This is a genomic window from Kitasatospora sp. NPDC001095 (assembly GCF_053598615.1).
Genome location: NZ_JBSFKQ010000059.1, coordinates 1 through 14,499, shown reverse-complemented (window position 1 = coordinate 14,499; position 14,499 = coordinate 1). Strand labels below are relative to the sequence as shown.

Genomic DNA, 14,499 nt, shown 5'->3' with positions numbered 1-14,499 from the left:
CGGATGTTCGTACGCTTTCACACAGAGTGGTTGGATCGCAACCGATTTATCGCCGGCCCGCCGGCCAGTCGTGCGGCACGCGCTCCAGCACGCCCGCGCCGAACAGCTCGTACAGTGGCAGGGTCTCCAGATGGACGTAGCCGATGTGACAGTCGCAGACCGGCAGGGGGCAGGCGCGCGGCCGCAGTCGGGAGCGGTAGCTGCCGTCGTAGAGGTTGCCGAGGACGTCCCGGACGAAGTGGCAGCGGCGCACGGTGCCGTCGCCGTCGACCGACAGTACGGACTCCCCGGTGCGGCACGGCAGCCCGGCGCTGGGGTGGGCGTGCCGGCTGTAGCCGAAGTGCGGGTCCACCGCGGCCCACTGGGCGGCCTCGGCGTCCGTGTAGGCGAGGCCCTCGGCGGCGTTGACCCACAGGTAGACGCCGTCGGAGAGCTCGGCGCGCAGCCGGCGGGCCTCGGTGAGGTGCTCGGGTTGGCCGACCACACCGACGCTGTAGCGCACGCCGAGTGCGTCCAACTCGCGGCACTTGGCGAGGAAGCGCTCGCGGGTGACCTGGCCGGGGTGGAAGGTGACCCAGAGGGCGAGGGCGTCGAGGTCCGCCTCGGCGAGCCAGCCCGTGCGGCAGCTGAGGTTGGTCTGGATCGCGACGCGGCGGACGTGCTGCAGGTGGCTCAGCTCGACCAGCGCGCGGCGGTACCAGGACCGCACCAGCCCCTCGCCCCAGGGGGTGAACAGCAACGACAGGGTGTCGCCGGTGTCCGCGCGCCCGGCGGCCCAGCCGGTGAAGCGCTCCAACGCGGCCCGGTCGGCGCGAAGTTGCTCGGGGCTGTCGCGCCGCTTGGCGAACGGGCAGTACGGGCAGTCGTAGTCGCAGGAGGCGAGCGGACCGCGGTAGAGCAGCGTGAGGCTCCGCGCGCCGTCCTCCGGCAACGGTGGGGCGGAGGGCATGCCGAGGAAGGTCATTTCGCCTCGTACGCGGCCATCCGGGCCCGGACCTCGGGCGAGAACAGCATCGGCCCGACGGCGTCCGAGTGCGCCAGCCCCTCCGGGCTGAGCCGCAGGTACGCCGGATCGCCCTCGGCGAGCCAGCCGCGCTCGGCGAACCCGGCCAGCTCCGCCGGGAAGTCCTCGACCGGTGAACTGCCGAACCGGGCGCGGTAGTCCGCCAGCGCCATGCCCCCGGCCTGGAGCAGCGACTGCACCAGGTGCCGCCGGCGGGGCTCCTCGCCGCCCATCCAGTGGCCGACCTCGGCCCGGTGGAAGTCCTCGGTGGCGACGTAGTCGTCGATGATGCCGCGCACCGCGGTGGCGTTCACCGCGTAGTCGAAGGAGTAGTGCAGCCGCGAGGTGTAGGAGCGGGCGCCGCAGCCGAGCCCGACCATGCCGTCGGTCTGGCAGGCGTACTCGCTCGCTCCGGCCTGCGGGGAGGCGGCGCGGCGGAACATCCGCATCGACACCTGCTGGTAGCCGTGGGCGAGCAGGTGGTCGCGGCCGGCCCGGTAGAGCGCGAGCCGGCGGGCGTCCCAGACGGCCTGGCTCTCCTGCTCGCCGCGCCGGGCCAGGCCGGTCAGCGGGCGGACGTACAGCGGGTAGAGGTACAGCTCCTCGGGCTGCCAGGCGAGCGCGGTGTCCAGCGAGCGGAGCCAACTCGCCTCGGTCTGGCCGTCGATGCCGTAGATGAGGTCGATGTTGAGCACCGGGAAGCCGGCCGCGCGGATCCGGCCGAGGGCGGCTTCCACCTCGGCCCGCTTCTGCGGGCGGACCGCGGAGCGCGCCTCGGCGTCGTCGAAGGACTGCACGCCCAGGCTCAACCGGGTGGTGCCCCGGGCGGCCAGCACCTCCAGCCGGTCGGCGGTCGCGGTGGCGGGCGAGGCCTCCACCGAGAGCGGTACCGCCCTCAGGTCGGCGCCCATCCGCTGCTCGGCTATGTCACACAGCCGCTCCAGCTCACCGGCCGTCAGATAGGTGGGGGTGCCGCCGCCGAACGCGGCCAGCGCGAACCGGGCCCCGTCGTCCAGTGCCGAGCGCACCGCCGTGGCCTGGCGCTCCAGGGCGTCCAGGTACGCCGTGGTCAGGCCCTCGGGGCTGCCGATCCGGGTGAACAGGTTGCAGAAGCCGCAACGGACCTCGCAGAACGGTATGTGGAGGTAGAGCGAGAGCGCGTGCTGCGCCTCGCCGGCCCACAGCTCGCGCAGCGGGGGACGCCCGGGCAGCGGGCGGTAGGCCGTCTTGTGCGGGTACGCGTAGACGTACGATTGGTACGGCGAGTCCGGGCGCGGGGGTGCGGTGGTCATGCGTGCTCCTCGGAGGTCGCGGTGGGGTGCGCCGCCCGGGCGGGGAGGGTGAAGTGCGCGTACGGGACCGTCCAGACCACCTCGTGGCCGATCCGGTGCCCGGTGTAGCCGTCCTCGCCGTAGGCGGTGCCGTGGTCGGAGCAGACCATCGCGAAGCAGGGGCGGCGGGCGCTCATCGCGGCGAAGAGGCGGCCGATGTGCGCGTCCACGTACTCCAGGGCGGCGGCGTGGCTGTTCCGGGAGTCCCCGTGCTCACGAGTGGCGTCGGGCAGGTGGAACCAGTTCGGCTGGTGCAGTGCCGAGACGTTCAGGAAGAGGAACAGCGGCTGGTCGGCGGGCTGTTCGGCGGCGACCCGCTCGGCCCGGGCGACCTGCTCCTCGAAGGACGTCGGCGACGCCACGCCCAACTCGGGCGCCCAGTGGCTCTCCTGGAAGAGCCCGGGCAGCACCGAGCCCAGCGGGCCCTGCTTGTTGAAGAACCCGACACCGCCGATGCACACCGTGCGGTACCCGGAGGCGGCCAGGGCCGTCGGCAGGTCAGGGGCGTCGAACACCCAGGTGCGCGGGGCGGTGCTCTCCGAGCCGGCGAAGCGGGCGGCGAACAGGCGCGGGTGCGGGCCGTCTGGAGAGGCCGGTGTCGGCAGGAAGCCGGCCAGGATCGCCTGGTGGGCGGCGTAGGTGAAGCTGCCGGGCGCGTGCCGGCGCTCCCAATGGCCGCCGGGGAGGACGGCGGCGAGGTTCGGGATGCGGCCGGCGGCGGCCAGCTCCTCGGCGACGTCGAAGCGGAGCGTGTCGAGGGTGACGAGCAGCAGGTCGTGGGAGCCCACGACGGCGTTCATGTCGGGAGCGGGAGCCGGGACGGGGGCGGTGTTCTGGTGGTTCATCGAGCGGGTTCCGTGATCTGGTGGTCCGTCGCCACGGGGGACGAGGGGGAGGGGGCGGTGAGTGCGGCCAGCTGGGCGCCGTAGGTGTCCAGACCCTCGGCGGGGCCGCCGGGCAGGCCGGTGAGGTTGGGGAGCAGGTCGCCGAAGGCGTTCACCTCGCCGACCAGGGCGCGCCGCCAGCCGGCCGTGGGCAGGACGTCGACACCGACCATCGGTGAGCCGGGGAAGCAGGCCGCCGCGCGTTCGGCCGTCTCCAGCAGGGCCGGCCAGGCCGGCCCCGCCGTCTCCCGGACCTGCGCGACGCTGCCGCGGGCCCCGCCGAGGTGCAGGTTGGTCATCGGCTGGGTGCTGGTGCGCACCACGGCGTGGGTGGCCCGGCCGGCGACCACCACGACCCGCAGGTCCGCGGAGCGGCCGGACTGCGAGGCCTTCGGGATCCACTGCTCGACGTGCAATCCGTCCGGTGCCAGGGCGTCGACGATCGCGGCGACCTCCCGCTCGTCGCGGTAGCGGCGCACCCGCAGTGAGTTGTGGAGCCGGCCGTCGGCCAGCTCCACCGAGGTGGTGGCCTGCAGTTGCCCGCGCGGCCCGAACTCCAGGGCCATCACCCCGGAGGCGGAGGAGCCGTGCGCGGGCTTGACGAAGACCCGGCGCAGGCCGGCCTCGGCGAGGCGCTCGCGCAGGTGCTCCCAGTCGGTGACCTCGCCGCCGAGCGCCCTGGGCACTGGCACTCCGCCCGCAGCGAGCAGGGCGTGCGCCCGTCGCTTGTCGAACATCACGGCGATCTCCTCCGGATCGCCGAGCAGCCGCACGCCGGGCCGGGCGGCCAGCCCGCGCAGCGCGGCCATGACGCCCTCGTACCAGACGGCCGTGCCCTCGACCCTGGTCGGCGCGTAGCCGGAGCCCAGCGCCGGGCCGCGCAGCAGCCTGTCGACCTCCGGCTCCTCGCCGGGCGACTCGACGCGCAGCAGAGCGCCCTCGGGCAGCCGGTACCGGCCACGCAGCACGTCCAGCCAGGGCAGGAGGGCGGGCTCGGGCAGCCCGGCGGCCCGGGCCGCGGCCGCGAACAGCGTCACCCGTCGGTGCCCAGGATTGCCGAGGACGGTCAGCCGCATGGTCATCGCCTCCGCACCCGCCTACTCGGCGACCGAGACGTAGCGGTCGTCCTCGTCGTCCATCTCGTCGCCCTCGGCCTCGCTGAGGTCGATCTCGACCCCGGGCAGGGCCTCCCGCAGGCGCTCCTGCAGCGCGTCACTCAGGTAGTGGTGGTGCAGGTCGAGGGCGCGCAGGTGGGTGAGCGGCTGGCCCTCCAGCAGGGCCGTGGCACCCTCGTCGGAGAGCACGCCCATGGAGAGGTCGAGCGACTCCAGCCGGGCGACCACCGGGGCGTGCGCCACCGCGGCGGCGATCTCGTCCTGGAACTCGCTGTTGGCCAGCCCGAGGTGGCGCAGCCTCGGCAGCCGGGTGCCGTCCAGGAACGGCGCCAGGTCGTCCGGCGTGGCGTCACCGCCGTACTCGTCCACACCGAGCCAGAGGTCCAGGCGCTCCAGCGCGGGCAGTTCGGAGCCGGCCACCGCGCGCACCACGGTGGCCGGAAGGCCGCCGGACTCGAATCGCAGGCTGGTCAGCCGGTCGTGCCGGACCGGCTCCAAGGCGAGGTCCATGCCGCCGCGCACGGCCAGCGACCTCAGCCCGGGGAAGGCGTTCAGCAGCGGGGTGACGTCGTCCATCTCGAGCCAGGAGATCTCGCACTCGTCGTACGTCACCTCACCGAGGAACAACGCCTCCAGGGCGGGCAGGCGCCGAGCGTCGGCGGTGACGGCCTCGACCGCGGGGCCCACGGAGGTGTAGCCGTCCTGCCACCAGGCGCCGATCACCACGGCGCGCACACCGGCCGGATCGACCTCCTCCAGGAAGGACCGCCAGAGGTGGGCGAAGTCCTGCTTGGAACCGTATTCGAGGGACAGCCGCCAGGCGACGGCGCCGGCGGCGGGCCGCGGCCGGGCGTCGTCGGGCGTGAACTCGTGGATCGGCAGCTCGTGGAAGCGTTCGATGTGGCGGGAGACGGCCATGTCGGATCCTGATGGGTCGAGTGGTCGGACGGATGGTCGGACGCGTGCGGGAGGTCGGCCGGTGCGCGCGTGAGGTGACGGCTACTCGGCCACGGCCACGTAGCGCCACCGGTCGTCGGGCTTGCCGGCCTCGGAGAGGTCGATCTCGACCCCGGCCAGGGCCTGGCGCAGGCGCTGCTGCATCTGCTCGGTGAGGTAGTGGTGGTGCAGGTCGAGGGCGCGCAAGTGGGTGAGCGGCTGGCCCTCCAGCAGGGCGGTGGCGCCCTGGTCCGTCAGCACGCCCATGGAGAGGTCGAGCGACTCCAGCCGGGCGACGACGGGCGCGTGCGCCACCGCGGCCGCGATGTCGTCCTGGAACTCGCTGTTCTGGAGGCCGAGGTGGCGCAGCGCCGGGAAGCGGGTGCCGTCCAGGAACGGAGCGAGGTCGTCCATCGTGGCGTCGCCGCCGTAGTTGTCCACGCCCAGCCAGAACTCCAGCCGGGCCAGGGCCGGGAAGTCGCAGCCGGCCACCGCGCGCACGACCGAGCCAGGCAGGCCGCCGGCCTCGAAGCGCAGCGCCTCGAGCGCCTCGTGCCGCAGCGGCTCCAGGGCCAGCCCGCCCTTGCCGTCCCAGTCCTGCGAGGCGCCGCGCACCACCAGCTCGGCCAGCCGCGGGAAGGCCGTCAGCAGCGGTGTGATGTCGCACTGCTGGATCCAGGAGATCTCGCACTCCTCGGCGATGATGTCGCCGACGAACAGCGCGCGCAGGGCGGGCAGTCGGCCGGCGGCGGCGACGATCGCCTCCATCGGCTCCCGGAAGCCGTCCGGCTCGTCCGGCGACCACTGGCCGATCACCACCGCGGTGACCCGCTCGGTGTCGACGGTGGCGAGGAACTGCTCCCAGCGCTCGACGAACGTCGCGTCGGACTCGTAGTCGAGCCTGATCCGCCAGGCAGCCGAGGCCGCGTCCGGCAGCCGGACGGCGCCGGAGCCGCCCTTCTCCTCGGCCTCCGCCAAGGCCTCCACGAAGTCGAAGACGGGGAGACCGTGGAACCGTTCGATGTGGTCGTTGACAGTCATGCACTGCTCCTCGGGGATCTGGGCCGAACAACTGTCTACCAGCCGGGACTGACAATCCGGCGGCCGGGTCACCGCCCGGGCGCGTTGTCAGACCCTTGCCCTATGTTCGGGTCCTGGCTCCGGAGAGTGACCGCGGCGGACGCGGCGGAGCCACGGGTTCCGGCGTCCGCCGGAGTCCGGCCGTACGGCGAGGGAGGACTGATGTACCGCCAGGGCGATGTGCTGATCGTGCCGGTCGAGGAGGGCGCGGTGCCGCCGCGGGTGGCCGAGCTGGCCGTGCGGGCCCGGGACGCCCGGGGCCGGATGGTGCTCGCGCTCGGCGAGGTCACCGGGCACGCGCACGCCGTGGTCGGCCCCGGCGCGCTGCGCCGCGAGAGCGGGCCGTTCGGCGCGAGCTGGCTCCACCTGCCCGAGGGCGGCCGGGTGGTGCACGAGGAGCACGCGGCGATACCGCTACCCAAGGGGTGGTACCGGGTGGTCCGCCAGCGCGAGTACGTGCCGGGCGCCGTGCGGGTGGTCGCGGACTGACGACCGCTCCGCCCGCCGCACGGGGGTCGGCGGGCGGGTGAGCGCGGGGCGGGGCACGAGGGCGGAGCGCGCGGCCGGGGCCGCGGCACGGAACGGGAACGGACGGCCGGGCGGGGAGCCCGGCCGGGAACGGAGCAGGGATGGACACGGTGATCCACGACGAGGTCCACGGCGGCGCCGCGCAGGCGGTGTCCGGGCCGGCCGAGGTGACGGCCCGCTGGCGGGCGGCCGCGGCGGCCACCGCGGCGGCCACCGGGGCGGGCGACCGGGCGGCGGCCGAGCACGCCGTCCGGGCCGCCTACCGGGCGGCCGGGCTGCCCGAGCCCGCGGCGGTCCGCTGGTTCGGGTCGCCGCTCGCCGCGACGGAGGCGGCGCTGGAGCTGCGGGCCGCCGGCGCGCAGAGCGTGCGCGAGGCCGTGCGCACCCGGCCCTGGGAGGAGGCCCGGCGGCGGGCTGTCGAGCAGGTCGGCACCGCCGGGTGGGCGGGCCACTGGGCGCTCACCGGCGGCGAGCTCGGCCCGGTCACCACCCCGCTCGCCGACCGGCTGCGCAACGCCGTGCTCGACCGGCTCGCCCCCGAGGCCGACCGGGAGGCCGACGCCGCCGTGGCCGAGGAGGCCCGGGCCCGTCGCACCACCGTCCGGCTCGCCCTGCTGGACGCCGTGCGGGGCCAGCACGACGCGCCGTGGTTCGCCGCCTTCGAAGCCGCCGGGGCGGGCGCCGACGCCGTCGCCCCGCTCGCCGAGCTGGCCCGGCGGGTCGGCTGGTGGTGGCCGTACCAGGACGTGGCACTGATCAGCGAGCGGCCCACCGCCCTGCACCGCGACGAGGCCGGCCGGCTCGACCGCGCGGACGGGCCCGCCCTGGAGTACGCCGACGGCTTCGCCCTGCACGCCTGGCGAGGCATGCCCGTCCCGCCGGAGTTCCTGGCCGGCCTGGCCGGGGTGACGGTCGAGCGGATCCGCACCGAGGAGAACGCCGAGCTGCGCCGCGTCCTGCTGGAGCACTACGGATACGAGCGCTACCTGGCCGACTCCGGCGCCGAGCCCGTCCACCGGGACGAGACCGGTGTGCTCTGGCGGATCGTCCTGCCCGACGACGAGCCGGTGGTGATGGTCGAGGTGGTCAACTCCACCCCCGAGCCGGACGGCACCCACCGCACCTACTGGCTGCGCGTCCCCCCGAGCACCCGCACCGCGCGCGCCGGGGTCGCCTGGACCTTCGGCATACCCGAGAGCGCCTACCACCCGCAGCGCGAGACCTGACCGAGGGCGCCTCCCGGCATCCGGAGCAGGCCCCTGAGCTGCGCGTGTTGACCCTTACCCCACGTCAGGCCGCACGGTGGGGCGCAGCAGAACGCACGGATGATCGGAGGGACGCATGAGCTGGTCTGTGGGCCAGGTCTCCGGCTTCGCCGGGGTCACGATCCGGACCCTGCACTACTACGACCGGTCCGGGCTGCTCTCGCCCAGTGAGCGCAGCCCGGCCGGCTACCGGCTCTACAGCGGCGCGGACCTCGCCAGGCTCCAGCAGATCCTCTTCTACCGGGAACTCGGCTTCCCGCTCGACGAGATCGCCGACATCCTGGCGGATCCGCAAGCCAACGTGCTCGACCACCTGCTGGCGAGACGCCAGGCCCTCACTGAGCAGATCGGCCGCCTGCAGAAGCTGGTCGACGTCGCCGAGCGGGCCATCGAGGTCCAGCGCACCGGGGTCGAACTGACGCCCCAGGAGCGCTTCGAGGTCTTCGGGGACGTGGTCTTCGACCTCAGCTACGCGGCCGACGCCCACCTCAAGTGGGGCGAGCGGGACAGCCACCAGGAGGCGCTGGCCCGCGCCGCCACCCACTCCAAGGAGGACTGGCAGCAGCTGATGGCGGAGGCCGCCGAATGGCGCGGCCGGCTCCTGGACGCCTTCGACGAGGGGCTGCCGGTCGACCACCGGACGGTGCTGGACCTCGCCGAGCAGCACCGGCAGCACATCACCCGGTGGTTCACGCCCTGCCCGCCGGAGATGCACTGCCGGATCGCCGACGACTACGAGGCGGACGCCCGCGCCTTCGCCCTCGTCGTCCCGCCGGCCGAACAGCGCCCCGGCCTGGCCGGCTACCTCCGGTCGGCGATCGGCGCCAACGCCGAACGGCGCGACGGCAGCGGCCACCAGGAGGCAGCCCGATGAGGATCCTCGTGATGGCCGCCGGATCGTACGGCGATGTCGCCCCCTACACCGGTCTCGGGGCGCACCTCCGCGGTGCGGGGCACGAGGTCGCGCTCGCGGCGCCCGATACCTTCCGCGAGCTGGTGGCCGGCAGCGGCCTCGACTTCCGCCCGCTCCCGGTCGATCCGCGCGGGGCGGGCACCGGGTCGACGGGCGGGCGCTCCGAGCTCCTCGCGCGGGCCGCGGCGTTCATCGGGCAGCTGGGGGGAGCGCTCGCGGACGCCGCCGCTCCGGGCGCCGATCTGCTCCTGCTCGCCACCACCACCGCGCCACTGGGCTGGCACCTCGCGGAGGCGATGGGCGTCCCCAGCCTGGGGGTATACCTCCAACCCGCGCTGCCCACCCGGGAGTTCCCGCCGGTCGTCGGGGGCGGCCGCTCGCTGGGCAGTTGGGGCAACCGGGCGGCGGGGGCGCTCGGCCAGTGGGTCGTCGACCGCCTGCACACCGAGGCCGCACGCAGCCTGCGGTCGCGGCTGGGCCTCCCGGCGCTCTCCCAGACCGCGTGCCGACAGGTCATGGAGCGGGCGAACTGGCCGGTACTGCACGGCTTCAGCCCGACCGTCGTACCGCGCCCGGCCGACTGGCGGGAGGGGCTGCGGGTGGTCGGCAACTGGTGGCCGCACGTGGCGGAGGACTACCACCTCCCGGCCGAGGTCGAGGACTTCCTGCGGGCCGGGCCGCCGCCGGTCTTCATCGGCTTCGGCAGCATGGCGGCGGGGCAGGGCGAGCGGCTGAGCACCCTCGCGGTGGAGGCCCTGCGGCGGGCGGGCGCCCGGGGCGTGGTGCAGGCCGGCTGGGCCGGGATCTCCGGGCAGGGCGACGACGTGCTGACGGTCGGCGAACTCCCGCACGCGCGGCTGTTCCCGCACATGGCGGCTGTCGTGCACCACGCGGGTGCGGGCACGGCAGCCGCGGTACTGCGCGCGGGCGTGCCGAGCGTCCCGGTTCCGGTGACGGCGGACCAGCCGTTCTGGGCCGGTCGCCTCACCCGGCTCGGTGCCGCCACCACTCCGGTGCGGTTCGCCGACCTGACCGCCGACCGGCTGGCGCAGGCGATCCGTCAGTCCGTCGAGCAGCAGCGGCTGAGGGAAGGAGCGCAGGCGGCGGCCCGCGCGATGGCGAAGGAGGACGGCGGGGCCCGGGTCGCGGAGGCGGTGGTGGCGTTGGGCGGGTAGAGAAGGCAGAGGCGCGGAGCGCTGCGTGGCTCGGGTCAGGGGGCGCGCTCCGGCCAATCGGGCACCACGGTGGCGAGACGGGGGTTCGAGGCCACGCCGCGGATGGTCAGGATGCCGCTCGTGCTCCGTGCGGTCATGACGATCGGGTCGGGGGTGACGAGGTGGTGAGACGAGCGGACAGCGGAGGAGGTGATCGCGGGAAACCGTGTCGGAGCCCTTCGGAAGGTCAGGACGCCCGGGCGATCAGGACGGGCTGGAAGAAGCCGGTGTCGACGGGCTGCTCCCAGCGGATGCCGACCAGGCCCGCCTCGGCGGCGAAGCCACTCAACTGGTCCTGGGTGAGCGCCCAGTAGGTGGCGCGGTGGACGGCGATCTGCCACTGGCCGCCGTCCTCCGCCAGGAGCTGGAAGAGCTCCAGGTCGTACCGCTCACCGTCCTCGTGCCACTTCCAGAGCTGGAAGACGACCGACCGCCGGCCGTCGGTCTCGGCGGTCTGCGGCGGCGTGGAAGCGGGCCGGGTGCGGCGCAGCTCGTCGTACGGGCGGGTGGTGACCAGCAGCAGTCCGCCCGGGCGCAGGACCCGCCGAAGCTCACCGAGCGCGGCGCGCACGTCCTCGGCCGTGAGGAGGTGGGGCAGTGCGTTGTCGGCGCAGACGACGACGTCGAACCGCCCGTCCGGGAAGGGGAGTTCCCGCATGTCGGCGGCGGCGGTGGGCAGTCGGAGGCCGCGCTCGGCGGCCTCGGCGGTGGCGCGGGCGGCGGAGGCCGGGCTGAGGTCGGTGCCGGTGACGCGGTGGCCGAGCGCGGCCAGGCCGAGAGCCTGGGTGCCGATGCCGCAGGCGCAGTCCAGCACCTCGGCGGGGCGGTCACCGAGGCCCGCGCGGATCAGGGCGTCCAGCGCGGCGCCCTGGCGGGCGATCGAGGCGTTCCAGTCGGCGTAGAGGAGGTGGTAGTCGTCGGCGAACGCGTCGTAGAAGCGGCCGAGGGAGGACTGGGTCATGGCTTCGGGCTCTCCACGGGACGTCGGCGGGGGCATCGGGCGGGCGAAGCGCGGCACGGCGGGACAGGGCAGGGCGTCGAGCGGAACGCGGTGACCGGTCCGTCCGTCTCGGCGCTATCCTCGCCCGGGCACACTGGGGCGGGGTACCGGTTTTCGGTGCCACCGGGAGGGCGGGCAGATGGCACGGATGCCGGACGATGACGACCGGCCGGGCGGCCCGTGGCTCTGTAGCGGCGACCGGCACGGACCGGCCGGGCCGGTCGCCGGGGTGATCGAGCTGCCGGAGGGCAGCTGATGGGACTGGGACGTGTGGTCCTGGCGCCCCGGCGAGCTGCGGTTGGCCGCCGGGTACGACCTCGGCTACCACCACGGCCTGGAGCTGGTCTTCGCCGACCCACGGTATGTCCGCTGTCCGGACTCCTTCCAGGACCCGGTGTTCCGCCCGCCCACGCCCGAGGAGTGGCGGCTGGTGGAGCGGCAGTGCGGGGAGGAACCGGGCGTGCTGGTCGCGTTCGAGGCGGACGGCGGTGGCGCGGAGCCGGTGAGCGGGCTGATCGCCGCCGGGGGCGTGGAGGTGGGGGTCGGTATCGTCCTCCGGTACCCGCCGGCTCCTCCACCCGCGGACGGCCCGGACGGGAAATCCGCTGGCCGGACGGTTCCGGCGCCGCGATGATGCGCACATGCGCACCTTCGAAGAACTGATCGCCGAGGCCGAGGCGGTGTCCGTGGACGGCTGGGACTTCTCCTGGCTGGAGGGCCGGGCCACCGAGGAACGGCCCTCCTGGGGCTACCAGCGGCTGCTGGCCGGTCGGCTGGGCACGGCGACCGCGGCCCTGGACGTCCAAACCGGCGGCGGCGAGGTGCTCGCGGGCGCCGTACGGCTGGGCGGGCGCCCGTCCGTGCTCGCGGCCACCGAGTCGTGGCCGCCCAACGTGGCCCGCGCCACCCACCTGCTGCACCCGCTGGGCGCGGTGGTGGTCGCGGACCCCGACGAGCCGCCGCTGCCGTTCGCCGACGGGGCCTTCGATCTGGTCAGCAGTCGGCACCCGGTGCGGGCCTGGTGGACGGAGATCGCCCGGGTGCTGACCCCCGGCGGCACGTACTTCGCCCAGCACGTGGGCCCGGCGTCGGCCTTCGAACTGGTCGAGTACTTCCTCGGACCGCAGCCCGAGGCGCGCGAGGGCCGTCGCCCCGAACGGGAGAGCGCCGAGGCCCGGGAGGCCGGGCTGGAGGTGGTGGACCTGCGGTCCGAGCGGCTGCGGATGGAGTTTCGGGACATCGGCGCGGTGGTGTACTTCCTTCGCAAGGTGATCTGGATGGTCCCGGGCTTCACCGTCGACGCCTACTGGGACCGGCTGCGCGAACTGGACGCCCAGATCCGGGCCGAGGGCCCGTTCGTGGCCCACTCGGCGCGCTTCCTGATCGAGGCACGCAAGTAGATCGACCGATCCGGTGTCCGCATTGTTCAGATAGGCAGGAGTCTAGGGAATTCTCACTGATTTGACGAACAATCAGGTATGGGCTGTGGTCACATCAGCCAGCCCAGAAGACTGGTTGTCCAGCCATAGGACTGTGTCCGACGGCAGTGGCCTTGGGTGAAAGCGAGCACGCCGCCACCCGGTGAGTGCCCGAGGACGACCATGTTTTGCACCAACGCCACCCGACCGTCCACGCCGTCGTCGACGTGACCCTCAGTCCAGCCATGGGCTCGGCCGACGCCATGGTGGAGCGCGCGGATGCGCCGTGACCAGCCAACGCAGCCGCATCGCCCCGCGCACCAGTGGGGGCCGAGAACCGGGAAGCCCACGTTCCGCTCGGCGAGTAGGGGAGGGCTGTTGCGCAGAGCCCGGCCTCTACCTCGGCAGGTCCAAGCCGCCGTCCTCGACGCCCGCGTCCTCGCTACCGGGATCGAAAGGAAGGTGGAGGCTCGGGCGGTGGCCGCGCGGGCGGCCTGCTGATGGATCACCTCGCCGCGCATGAGGTCGGCCGCGGCGGCGTGGTCGGGATCGGTCAGGCTCTGGTGCCTGGCCCAGCAGCGCGGATGGCGGGCCACGATCTCCTCCCCGCAGGTGACGGTGATCTCCTCGTTGTCGGCGTGGACCATCACCGTCCGGCCGATCGCACGAGGGTGGACGGAGTAGTCGTTGGTGTCGACCCGGATGTAGTGGTCGCGGCCGATACGGATGCGAAGCGGCCACCAGTGGGGCGGGGCGACCGGTGGGATGGTGAGCATCTGTGCGCGGTCCGCCTCCCACCGGTCCGCGGGGCGCGCGTCGATCGACCGGTGATGACGCCGGTTGGCGACCTGCAACCAGGAGGTCAGCTGGCGGTTGAAGTCGTCCGGGCCGGTGAAGAGGCGGCCGGGCACAAAACTCGTCTCCAGGTAGCCGTTGGCCCGCTCGACCAGGCCCTTCGCCTCGGGATCGCGGGGTCGGCAGAGGTGGATACTGACGGCGAGCAGTCCTGCGAAGGCGGCGAACTCGCTGGTCAGCTTGCCTTTGCCGACGCCGGTTTCGTTGTCCCAGACCAGCGTCCTGGGGACGGCTCCCCAATTGGAGAGCAGGCGCCAGTGGCCGTCGATCAGATCCCCGGTGGTCCGCGAGGGCACCATCCGGGCCGTGATCATCCTGGAGTAGCCGGAGACGATGACCAGGACCGGCGGGCGGCCCGACTGTCCGTAGCCGAGCGGGATGTCCACCGGCGGGAACCACAGATCGCACTGCGCGAGCTCTCCGGGTTGGTAGACCGTCCGCGAGACCGGATCCGCCGGCAGATAGGCAGGACGCAGTTCACGCACCCGCTCCCGCAGGATCGACAGCCCCCGCTCCCAGCCGATCCGCTCCGCGATCACCGTGGCCGGCATCGTCGGGGTCTGCTTCAACAGCTCCCGGATCGCCGGCTCCACCGCGTCCACGGCCGAGCCCTTCGGCGCCCGCCGGTAGACCGGCGGCCGATCCGAGGCCAGCGCGCGCAGCACGGTGCCCCGGGAGATCCCCAGCTCACGGGCCACGGCCCGCGCCGACAACCCCTCCGCCCGATACAACCGCCGGATCTCGGCCCAGTCCTCCACCCGGACCACCTCTCTTCCTCCTGACTCCCGTACCAGTGAAGTCAGGATGATCAAGAGATCGCAGAGTGACCCGATTTTGATCCGCCGTCCGTGGTCCTCAATTCAGGTTCTGGATCACTTTCCGTGCTGATCTGACCACCCGTCACCAGCAGTGACCGGGCCGGGTGCCGGTCACGCGGCGAGGAGCACACGCTTGCGC

The 14,499-nt window shown here is 73.9% G+C and carries 14 protein-coding genes; 6 read left to right on the top strand and 8 right to left on the bottom strand.

Going from position 1 to position 14,499, the window contains the following annotated elements:
• Nucleotides 1-46: 46 nt before the first annotated feature.
• From ACWDBB_RS31750 to ACWDBB_RS31725, 6 genes are all read right to left on the bottom strand, one after another.
• Complete coding sequence (locus tag ACWDBB_RS31750; protein WP_449792862.1) at nucleotides 47-949, bottom strand: STM4011 family radical SAM protein; 903 nt, start codon at nucleotides 947-949, stop codon at nucleotides 47-49.
• Nucleotides 950-960: 11 nt separating this feature from the next.
• A complete protein-coding gene (locus tag ACWDBB_RS31745; RefSeq protein WP_449792861.1) occupies nucleotides 961-2,295 on the bottom strand; it encodes an STM4012 family radical SAM protein in 1,335 nt (444 codons plus the stop codon).
• Nucleotides 2,292-3,134, bottom strand: coding sequence for an STM4013/SEN3800 family hydrolase (locus ACWDBB_RS31740; RefSeq protein ID WP_449792887.1), 843 nt, complete (start codon nucleotides 3,132-3,134; stop codon nucleotides 2,292-2,294). Before ACWDBB_RS31740 ends, ACWDBB_RS31745 begins: the two co-directional genes overlap by 4 nt.
• Nucleotides 3,135-3,175: 41 nt before the next feature.
• Nucleotides 3,176-4,300, bottom strand: coding sequence for an STM4014 family protein (locus ACWDBB_RS31735; RefSeq protein ID WP_449792860.1), 1,125 nt, complete (start codon nucleotides 4,298-4,300; stop codon nucleotides 3,176-3,178).
• Nucleotides 4,301-4,315: 15 nt separating this feature from the next.
• Nucleotides 4,316-5,251 (bottom strand): STM4015 family protein, encoded by a 936-nt coding sequence (locus ACWDBB_RS31730; RefSeq protein WP_449792859.1) that lies wholly within the window; start codon nucleotides 5,249-5,251, stop codon nucleotides 4,316-4,318.
• Between the two features lie 81 nt (nucleotides 5,252-5,332).
• Nucleotides 5,333-6,310: an STM4015 family protein gene (locus ACWDBB_RS31725; protein WP_449792858.1), complete on the bottom strand. Its 978-nt coding sequence runs from the start codon at nucleotides 6,308-6,310 to the stop codon at nucleotides 5,333-5,335.
• A gap of 201 nt (nucleotides 6,311-6,511) precedes the next feature.
• Between ACWDBB_RS31725 and ACWDBB_RS31720 the strand changes: the two genes are divergently transcribed.
• The 4 genes from ACWDBB_RS31720 to ACWDBB_RS31705 all read left to right on the top strand — a co-directional run bounded on the left by ACWDBB_RS31720 (nucleotide 6,512) and on the right by ACWDBB_RS31705 (nucleotide 10,230).
• The gene (locus tag ACWDBB_RS31720; protein ID WP_449792857.1) at nucleotides 6,512-6,838 is read left to right on the top strand and encodes a hypothetical protein; all 327 of its coding nucleotides are present in this window, start codon (nucleotides 6,512-6,514) and stop codon (nucleotides 6,836-6,838) included.
• A 140-nt stretch (nucleotides 6,839-6,978) separates the two neighbouring features.
• Nucleotides 6,979-8,103 carry a DUF6745 domain-containing protein gene (locus ACWDBB_RS31715; RefSeq protein WP_449792856.1) on the top strand — a complete coding sequence of 375 codons (1,125 nt, stop codon included), beginning with the start codon at nucleotides 6,979-6,981 and terminating at the stop codon, nucleotides 8,101-8,103.
• Between the two features lie 115 nt (nucleotides 8,104-8,218).
• Nucleotides 8,219-9,016: a MerR family transcriptional regulator gene (locus tag ACWDBB_RS31710; protein WP_449792855.1), complete on the top strand. Its 798-nt coding sequence runs from the start codon at nucleotides 8,219-8,221 to the stop codon at nucleotides 9,014-9,016.
• Nucleotides 9,013-10,230: a glycosyltransferase gene (locus ACWDBB_RS31705; RefSeq protein ID WP_449792854.1), complete on the top strand. Its 1,218-nt coding sequence runs from the start codon at nucleotides 9,013-9,015 to the stop codon at nucleotides 10,228-10,230. Before ACWDBB_RS31710 ends, ACWDBB_RS31705 begins: the two co-directional genes overlap by 4 nt.
• A gap of 226 nt (nucleotides 10,231-10,456) precedes the next feature.
• Here ACWDBB_RS31705 and ACWDBB_RS31700 read toward each other — a convergent pair whose 3' ends face one another.
• Nucleotides 10,457-11,230, bottom strand: a complete 774-nt coding sequence (locus ACWDBB_RS31700) for a class I SAM-dependent methyltransferase (protein WP_449792853.1) — start codon at nucleotides 11,228-11,230, stop codon at nucleotides 10,457-10,459.
• Nucleotides 11,231-11,537: 307 nt separating this feature from the next.
• Here ACWDBB_RS31700 and ACWDBB_RS31695 point away from each other — a divergent pair, with 307 nt between their 5' ends.
• Nucleotides 11,538-11,903: a hypothetical protein gene (locus ACWDBB_RS31695; RefSeq protein WP_449792852.1), complete on the top strand. Its 366-nt coding sequence runs from the start codon at nucleotides 11,538-11,540 to the stop codon at nucleotides 11,901-11,903.
• A gap of 7 nt (nucleotides 11,904-11,910) precedes the next feature.
• Entirely contained in the window at nucleotides 11,911-12,669 is a 759-nt protein-coding gene (locus tag ACWDBB_RS31690) for a class I SAM-dependent methyltransferase (protein WP_449792851.1), read from the top strand.
• 89 nt (nucleotides 12,670-12,758) lie between these two features.
• Here ACWDBB_RS31690 and istA read toward each other — a convergent pair whose 3' ends face one another.
• Nucleotides 12,759-14,300 carry an IS21 family transposase gene (gene istA, locus ACWDBB_RS31685; protein WP_449792850.1) on the bottom strand — a complete coding sequence of 514 codons (1,542 nt, stop codon included), beginning with the start codon at nucleotides 14,298-14,300 and terminating at the stop codon, nucleotides 12,759-12,761.
• Nucleotides 14,301-14,499 lie beyond the last annotated feature (199 nt).